We start from the raw sequence: 8,645 nt of genomic DNA on the forward strand, positions 1-8,645 counted from the left end.
GTCTCTCTCCCTCTTGTTGGTCCGGAGCGTTTGCACCCGCTCCGCCTCTCCTCGAATTCAAACGGCTTCGTGGCAGTGGATCCGCCTCCCATGGATCCACCATCACCGCATGAATTTCCAGCCGGCCCGTTTCAGCCGGCCCGTTTCAGCCGGCTTGCTTCAGCGCGGCTTTTTCGGCGCGCAATTCCTCGATCGAGCGAACGCTGCGCCGTGCGGCGCCCGCCCACTCGCGGGTCTTCACCTTGGATGTCGACAGCCGCTCCCTGGCGGCCGGAATCGCATGGGCGTATTGCGGCAGCCAGGCTGCCTGGGCGACGACCATTTCGTCGACCATCTGCCAAACCTCCTCCGGCGTCGAAACCGCGCCGACCAACGGGTCATGCAGCACGGCGAGCTTCAGAAGATCGATGTCGCCTGATATCGCGGCATGCACCGACATGCGCTGGACGTTGATCGAAGCGATGCAGGTGGCGGCGCAAGCCTCCGGCAACGTGATGCCGGCGGCCATGTTGATGCCGAAACGGTCGACGAAGCCCGGCGACTCGATGATGGCATCGTGCGGCAGGTTGGTGATCACCCCATTGTTCTTGACGTTGAAGTGGCCGCGATAGACGCGGTTGGTCTCCAGCGCCTCCAATATGTGGCTGGCATGCTCGTTGGAGCGTTTCTCGCGGTCGATCGGCTTGGACGCCGCTTCGAGGAACTGCGGATATTCCGTCTCGAACCAGTTGCGGGTTTCGGTGGAGTAGCGGAGATAGCCGCCGGTCTCGCCGTGAATCCAGTCGGACATATCGATCCAGCGCGTGATCTCGTCGGGACGTTTGCGGTACCAGGGCAGATATTCGGAAAGATGACCGTTGCTTTCGGTCGAATAGACGCCGAAGCGCTTCAGGACGTCGATGCGCAGCTTCTCCTGCCTGGAATAGACCGGATGCGCCTCGAAAGCGGCCACCAGTTCATCCTTGCCAATGGGGCGGCCGTTGAGGCGCAGGTCGATGAACCAGGTCTGGTGGTTGATGCCGGAACAGACATAGTCGAGCTCCTGCGTGGACTTCGCGCCAAGCACCTCGGCGATCTGCTCGGCGCCGTGCTGGACGCCGTGACAGAGCCCGACAGTGTCGACCTTGCCGTATTCGATCGCCGCCCAGGTGTTCATCGCCATCGGGTTGGCGTAGTTCAGGAATTTGACGTTCGTCTCGGCGACCTCGCGTATATCCTTGCAGAAATCCAGGATCACCGGAATGTTGCGCTGGCCATAGAGAATGCCGCCGGCACAGATCGTATCGCCGACGCACTGGTCGATGCCGTATTTCAAGGGAATGCGGATATCGTCGGCGTAGGCTTCGAGGCCGCCGACCCGCACGCAGCTGATGACGTAGCGAGCGCCTTCGAGCGCCTTGCGGCGGTCGGTGGTCGCCGTCACCCTGGTCGGCAACCTGTTCGCCTCGACGATCCTGTCGAGGATCGCCTTGATCATCTGAAGATTGTGCTCGCTGACGTCGGTCAGCGCGAATTCGATGTCCTTGAATTCGGGCACGCACAGGATGTCGGTGAACAATTTCTTGGTGAAGCCGACGCTGCCGGCACCGATGATAGCGATTTTGAAACTCATCAGCCGCACCTCATTCCATTTCGAATTGCAGGCAAGGAATGACAATGGAGGCTGTAGCCACATGCCGCGACATGTATGCAGGACAAGCCGGAATCCGGCTCGCCAACCTCCCTGTCCGCTCCTTGACTGCGGATCTCTCTCGCTTTTCGATGGGGATTATGCGCTTATTCGCGAGCGCGACCAGAGAAGGATTATGCTTTCAGGGGTAATTTTGTGCTGCATGATTTGATAGAACACGGACAGTCCATGCGCACGATCTCGCTGCCGCGCGGCCGCCAGCGCCTGCACGCCATGCCGACGAGCACGGGCTACGAAGTGCGCGAGGACGAAATCTACGACTGGGACGGCCGCAAGCGCGGTCAGACACCGTTCACCGTGCTCCAGCACACGATCAGCGGGACTGGCCGGCTGCGCTACGAAAACCGCAACTACCGCTTGCAGAAGAACGACACATTGCTGGTGCTGGTGCCGCACAACCACCGCTACTGGCTGGCTGGAGATGAGCGCTGGGAATATTTCTGGATTTCGATGAACGGCGAGGAAGCGCTGCGCATCCACAAGTCGATCCTCAGCGTCTCGGGTCCTGTATTTCGGCTGCAGCCGGCGACAATCGATCATCTTGCCGATTGCAGCCTGCGCCTGATCAAAGGCGCCGCTTCGCCGGGTGCTGCTTCCGCGATAGCCTACGAGGCTGCGATGGCGCTCTATGACGATGTCTTCGGTTCCCATTCCTTCGCCGAAAAACTAAGCGCCATGCAGCCGGTCATCGATCACATCAACGCCAATCTCGACAAGCCGCTGCCGGTGGCGGACCTGGTCCAGATCAGCGGCCTCAGCCGAGCCCATTTCTCACGCTGTTTCGCCGAGAGCGAAGGCCTGCCTCCGGCCGAGTTCGTGCTGCAGCAGCGCCTGCAACGCGCGGCGAAGCTGCTGACCAAAGCGGATTTTTTGCCGGTGAAGGAAGTCGCCATCCTATGCGGCTTCGAGGAAGCGAACTATTTTTCAAAGGTCTTCCGCCGCTGCTACGGCATCACACCGAGCCAGTTCCGCACCACAGGCATGTACGCGAATTTGCGGACTCCGGCCAGGCGCGGCGTCAGGGCGTTCGATGACGAGGCCTGACGCCGCCACGGTTAAACAGGCAGCCAACTAGGCAGCGCGCAGGCTGCCGCCGTCCAGCCATTCGAGATCGGCTTGCGAAAGCGTGATGTCGAGAGCGCGCAGGCTGTCGTCCAGTTCATCCAACGTGCGTGGCCCGATCAGCGGGATGGAGGGGAAGGGCTGAGCGAGCACATAGGCCAGCGCAATATGGATCGGGCTCTTGCCCAGTCTCGCGGCAAGTTCGATCGCCCGGTCGCGGCGGCCGAAATTCCGCTCGGAGTACCAGACCCGCACCAGCTCCTCATTGTCTTGCTTGTCGCGACCCGCCCGATCGGTGAAGAAGCCGCGCCCCTGGCTCGACCAGGCGAAATTCGGCATCTTCCTGGATGTCAGCCAGGCCTTCCACGCATCCGTGGAGGACGTGACGCAGCCAGCCCAGATCGGCTCCAGCATTTCGGCCAGCGAGAAATTGTTGGACAGCGCACCGGGCTTTTGCTTGCCGGTGCGTTCGGCGTAGGCAATTGCCTCATCCATGCGTTCCATCGTCCAGTTCGAACCGCCGAACGGGCCGCGGATGCGGCCGGCCTTGACCTCGCGATCCATCGCATCGACGAATTCGCCGACCGGCACATCCGGATTGTCGCGGTGCATGAAGTAGACATCGACATGATCGGTCTGCAGGCGTTCGAGCGTCTGGTCGAGCTGCTTGCCGATCACATCAGGATAGCACAGCGGCGAGTGCGCGCCCTTGGCGATGACTACCGATTGCGCGCGCACGCCACGGTTTTTCAACCATTCGCCAAGCAGCTTCTCGGTATAGCCGCCGCCATAGACATAGCCGGTATCGAAGAGATTGCCGCCGGCCTCGAAAAAGGCATCGAGCAGGATCGAACCTGAGGAAAACGTACGGAAATCCTCAAAGCCGAGCGCCACCACCGATGCCGGCTTCGACAGGCCAGGAATGGTGCGCTTGGCGACCGCCGTGCCGCCGGACAGCAGCGGCCGGCCGGAGATGGTGTTGGTGCGTTGCTCGGCCTTCTCGATCCCGTATTCGAGGCCGGCTGCCGCCCGCCATTTGTCCAGCACACGCAAGGTGCCGAGGCTTTCCGCCCACGCCATGCCCGGCCAGGCGAATTCTTGGCCGCCGGCGAGGATCGCCTCGCCGGCTGCGTCGACCTCGAAGGAATAGACATGGCGCTTCTCGTCGACGCTGATGGTCTGGCGCGTACCATCGGAGGCGATGACGTCTATCCGGCCGAGACCGACATCGCGGTTGCCGCCGGCGAACCAGAAGTCCGGCACTTCGATGCGGCCCTTAGTGCCCAGGATGCGCAGGACATTGTCCTGGCTGAGCGAGATGCTGCAGGAGACTTCGGCGACAATGCCACCGGGGAAATGCAGCAGCGCGGAGGCCCATTCGTCGACGCCGGACTGGCCCAGATGGGCGGTGCCGACCACCTTGTCTGGCTCGCTGAAGGGCTTTCCGACGGCCGCACCGGCAATCAGCCGGACCATCGAGGCGGGATAGCCGCCGACATCGAGAATACCGCCGCCGGCGAGATCGTTGGCATAGAGCCGGTGCTGCGGCATGAAGCCCGGCATGGCGAAACCGAAGCTCGACTTGATCATCCTGATCTCGCCGATGACGCCGGACCTGATCAGCTCCACCAGCTTCTTGGTCTGCGGGTGCAACCGGTACATGAAGGCTTCGCCGAGGAATGTGCCGGCCTTGCGCGCGGCATGCATCATGGCGTCGGCCTCGAAGGCGGTCAGCGCCAGCGGCTTTTCGCACAGCACATGCTTTCCGGCCTCGGCCGCCTTGATCGCCCATTGCGCATGGCCTGGATGCGGTATCGAAATGTAGACGGCGTCGATGTCGGGGTCGGCGAGCAGCGCGTCGTAGCCGTCGAGGATACGGGCACCGGGAAAACGCTCGGCAAGCCCCGGCTTGGCGGGATTGCGTGCGCCGATGGCGACCAGCTTGCCGGTGCCCGAAGCGGCCACGCCACCGGCAAAGGACTGGGCGATGCTGCCCGGGCCGAGAATGCCCCAGCGAATGGGCGTGGTTGCGGTCATTGTCATTCTCCTTGAAGGCTGGAAAGGGCTGGCGGTCAGCGCAGCCGCAGTCCTTTTTCGTCGAACAGGTAGGATTTGCGGATGGAAACGGTGATCTCGGACGTGTCGGGGACCTTTGCCGCGTCGCGCTGGATCACCACGTCGTCACCGTTGGCCGTTCTGGCATAGAGGAAACTTGTGCCGCCCAGGTGCTCGATCACGTCGATGGCAACCACAAGGTCGGCGTCGCCTTCTCCGGCATTGCCGAAATGTTCGGGCCGCACACCGACAATGACCTTGCTGCCGATTTTTGGGCTGCCTATTTCGGGCGCAGTGCCAGTCAGCGGTAGCGTGATGCGGGTCTTCTCCTGGCCCGCCAGTTCGACCACGACGCCAGGTGCATCGTGCCCGACAACCCGGCCTTTGATGAAATTCATCTTCGGCGAGCCGACAAAGCCGGCAACGAACTGATTGTCGGGGTTGTCGTAGAGATCGAGTGGCCGGCCGATCTGCTCGATATGGCCGGCGCGCATCACGACGATCCTGTCGGCGAGCGTCATCGCCTCGGTCTGGTCGTGGGTGACATAGATCATTGTCGTGCCCAGTTCCTTATGGAGCCGGGAGATCTCGACGCGCATCTGGACGCGCAATTCGGCGTCGAGATTGGAGAGCGGCTCATCGAACAGGAACACCTGCGGTTCGCGCACGATGGCGCGGCCGATGGCGACGCGCTGGCGCTGACCGCCTGAGAGTTTTTTCGGGCGTCTGTCCATCAGTTCGCTGATGCGCAGGATCTCGGACGCCCGCTTCACCCGCCGTTCGGTGTCGGCTTTTGGATTGCCGGTCATGCGCAGGCCGAAAGAGAGGTTCTGTTCGACGCTCATATGCGGATACAGCGCGTAGGACTGGAACACCATGGCGATGCCGCGGTCGGCCGCCTCGACATCATTGACCACCTTGCCGCCGATGGCGATTTCGCCGCCGCTGATGTCCTCGAGCCCGGCGATCATCCTGAGCAGCGTCGATTTTCCGCAGCCGGAGGGGCCGACGAAGACGACGAACTCGCCGTCCTTGATGTCCATGCTGGCGCCATGGACGACCTCGAAGACGCCGAAGCGCTTGACGACATTGGTGAGCGTGACCGTTGCCATGCTGCCCCTTACTTGACCGCGCCGGCGGCAATGCCGGCGATGAAATGGCGCTGCAGCAGCACGAAGACGACCAGCATCGGCACCGTCAGCATTACAGCGCCCGCCATAATGCCGCCCCATGACACCTTGGTGAGGCCGATCAGCGTGCCGAGCGCCACCGGCGCCGTCATCGAACCAGGCTGGCTGTTGATCAAAAGCGGCCACAGATAATTGTTCCAGGAGGCGAGGAACAGGATGATGGCGAGTGCGGCCAGCATCGGCCGCGCCAAAGGCAGCGCGACAAAGAGGAAGATGCGCCACTCCTTCACGCCCTCGACGCGCGCCGCATCGAAGAGGTCGTCCGGCATCATCGAAAAACTCTGCCGCATGAACAGCACGCCGAGCGAATTGAACAGCGGCGGAACGATCAGCGCCACCCAGGTGTTGGCGAGCTTGAAGTCGCGCGCCACCATGATGAACTGCGGGATCAGCACGACCGCATAGGGCAGCGTTATGGTGCCCAGTATGATGGCGACGACCGCGCCCTTGCCGAAGAACTGGTATCGGGCCAGCGCCCAGCCGGCCATCGACGTCAGCAGCACCGACAGGATGGTGTAGGTCACCGCCACCGAGACCGAAATGCCGATGGCGCCGACGAAGTTCGTGTCACGCTGCAGATTGTTGAAATTGTCGATGAAATTGCCGTGCGGCAAAAGCTCGATGCCGGGGCTGAAGATGCCGTTGTCGGGCATGGTCGAGAACACCACCATCATCCACAGCGGAAACAGCCAGATCAGCGCCAGCGGCGTCAGGAACAGATGCAGAGCGATGCTGCGTCCCAGCCTGGCGGAGGAGCGCGAACTCATTTCGGTTCCCTCGTCAGCCACAGCTGCGCCAGCGTGATGGCGATCGCCAGCCCGGCCATGGTGTAGGCGACGGCCGAGGCGTAGCCGAAGTTGAGCGACCGAAAGCCCTGGCGGTAAAGCAGCAGGCCAAGCGTCTCCGTGCCGCCGCCCGGCCCGCCGCGCTCGGTGATCAGGAAGGGCTCGGTGAACAGCTGCATGGTGCCGATGATCGACAGCACGAGACAGAACACGATGACCGGCTTCAGCAGCGGCAGGGTGATGTAGAAGAACTGCTTGAGCTTGCTGACGCGGTCGAGCGTCGCCGCCTCGTAGACGTCTTCGGGAATGGACTGCATGCCGGCGAGCAGGATGATGGCGTTGTAACCGGCCCAGCGCCAGGTCACCGCGATCATGATCAGCGCCATCGCCGGCGTGACGTTGGAGAACCAGTCGATCTTGGGCAGGCCGACGCTGTTCAGGAGCTTGTTGATGATGCCGAAATCGAGGTTGAACATCAGCCGGAACACCGCCGAATAGGCAACCTCGCCGACCACGACCGGGGCGAAGAAGGCGAAGCGGTAGAGGCCACGCGCCTTCAAGAGCGGCGAGTTCAAAAGCACCGCCATGACGAGCGCCAGCGAGATCATCACCGGCACCTGGATGACCAGGATGAGCAGCGTGTTCTTCAGGGCGTTGAAGAAGGCCGGATCGCCGATCAACCGGCCCCAGTTGAAGCTCGGCGCGAACCGCCACGGCACGGTGCGCGTTGCCTGGAAGGAGATCATGAAGGAGCTGATGATCGGCCACACCCAGAAGATCGCGAAGATCAGCAGATAGGGCGTGAGGAAGCGATAGGCCGTGGCGTTACGATTGCGCATCTTGCTCCTCCTTCTACCGCTTGTTGTTTCACGCCGTCGCCTGGGTCTTCCCTTCTCCCCTTGTGGGAGAAGGTGTCGCCGAAGGCGACGGATGAGGGGGTGTTCCAGAGAACGCAAACGTCTCACTCCGCTGGAGCACCCGTCATCCGTCTCGGCGCTATCGCGCCGATCCACCTTCTCCCACAAGGGGAGAAGGAGAAGCGGTGATCAAGATTTGACGGGCAGTCCGGTCGCCGCCGCGATCTGGCTTGCGGCATCGTCGAGCGCCGCCTTGGCGTCAGGATAGCCGCCGGCCAGATACTTGGTCTGCACGGCGCGGACGATGATTTCGGCGTCGCTCTGGAACTGCGTGCCGCGGCTCGGAACAACCTTCGGCAAGGTGCCGAGAATGTCCTTCCATACCGCCTGGCCGCCCCAGTAAGACAGGCCTTGTGCGACATAGGGATCGTCGAGTGCCGAGACCAGGGACGGTACCAGGCCGAACTCCTTCAGCATCGTGATCTGGCCTTCATTGGTTCCGAGCGTGTATTTCAGATAGGCGTAGGCAGCCTCCTTGTTCTTGGAAGCCGAGGTGATGGCCAGCGAGGACCCGCCGAGATTGGCGGCGCGCGGCCCGTCGGCGGTGAGGCTCGGCATCAGATAGACGCCCCATTTGCCGTTTTCGCCGGCAGATTCGGTGCGAATGGTGCCCTCATACCAGCCGCCATAGATCTGGGTGGCGACGGTGCCGGCGGTGTTGTTGGTGATCTTGGTGCCCCAGTCGGCCGACGAGATGATGCCGGCGTCCTTCATCTCCTTGACCTTGGTCATGGCATCGACGCATTTGGGCTGGTTGACCGTGATCGATTGTCCGTCCTCGGAGAAATAGGCGCAGCCCTGTTCGTTGGAGATCATGCGGAAGAATTCCGAGTCGCCGTTGAAATCGGCATTGGTCATCGAGACGCCAGGATTGGCGGACTGGATTTTCTTGCCGGCGGCGACGAAATCGTCCCAGGTCTTGATCGAAGCCGGATCGACGCCGGCC

At 62.2% G+C, this 8,645-nt stretch carries 7 protein-coding genes; 1 reads left to right on the forward strand and 6 read right to left on the reverse strand.

What is annotated here, in order from left to right; all coding sequences use genetic code 11:
• Window positions 1-145 precede the first annotated feature (145 nt).
• A complete protein-coding gene (locus EN914_RS14960) occupies window positions 146-1,612 on the reverse strand; it encodes an alpha-glucosidase/alpha-galactosidase (RefSeq protein ID WP_024504775.1) in 1,467 nt (488 codons plus the stop codon).
• 246 nt (window positions 1,613-1,858) lie between these two features.
• On the opposite strand from EN914_RS14960, the gene EN914_RS14965 reads away from it, so the two are divergent.
• Entirely contained in the window at window positions 1,859-2,734 is an 876-nt protein-coding gene (locus EN914_RS14965; protein ID WP_081714376.1) for an AraC family transcriptional regulator, read from the forward strand.
• 27 nt (window positions 2,735-2,761) lie between these two features.
• Here the strand turns inward: EN914_RS14965 and EN914_RS14970 are convergent, their stop codons facing one another.
• From EN914_RS14970 to EN914_RS14990, 5 genes are all read right to left on the reverse strand, one after another.
• Window positions 2,762-4,789: an aldo/keto reductase gene (locus EN914_RS14970; RefSeq protein ID WP_024504773.1), complete on the reverse strand. Its 2,028-nt coding sequence runs from the start codon at window positions 4,787-4,789 to the stop codon at window positions 2,762-2,764.
• 35 nt (window positions 4,790-4,824) lie between these two features.
• Window positions 4,825-5,919 carry an ABC transporter ATP-binding protein gene (locus tag EN914_RS14975; RefSeq protein ID WP_024504772.1) on the reverse strand — a complete coding sequence of 365 codons (1,095 nt, stop codon included), beginning with the start codon at window positions 5,917-5,919 and terminating at the stop codon, window positions 4,825-4,827.
• An 8-nt stretch (window positions 5,920-5,927) separates the two neighbouring features.
• Window positions 5,928-6,764, reverse strand: coding sequence for a carbohydrate ABC transporter permease (locus tag EN914_RS14980; RefSeq protein ID WP_013530185.1), 837 nt, complete (start codon window positions 6,762-6,764; stop codon window positions 5,928-5,930).
• The gene (locus tag EN914_RS14985; RefSeq protein ID WP_013530184.1) at window positions 6,761-7,621 is read right to left on the reverse strand and encodes a carbohydrate ABC transporter permease; all 861 of its coding nucleotides are present in this window, start codon (window positions 7,619-7,621) and stop codon (window positions 6,761-6,763) included. Before EN914_RS14985 ends, EN914_RS14980 begins: the two co-directional genes overlap by 4 nt.
• 207 nt (window positions 7,622-7,828) lie before the next feature.
• Window positions 7,829-8,645 (reverse strand): ABC transporter substrate-binding protein (locus EN914_RS14990; protein WP_127389139.1); only part of this gene is annotated, 817 nt, incomplete at its 5' end.

It is taken from the genome of Mesorhizobium sp. M7A.F.Ca.CA.001.08.2.1, assembly GCF_003998455.1.
GTDB classification, from domain to species: Bacteria; Pseudomonadota; Alphaproteobacteria; order Rhizobiales; family Rhizobiaceae; genus Mesorhizobium; species Mesorhizobium ciceri.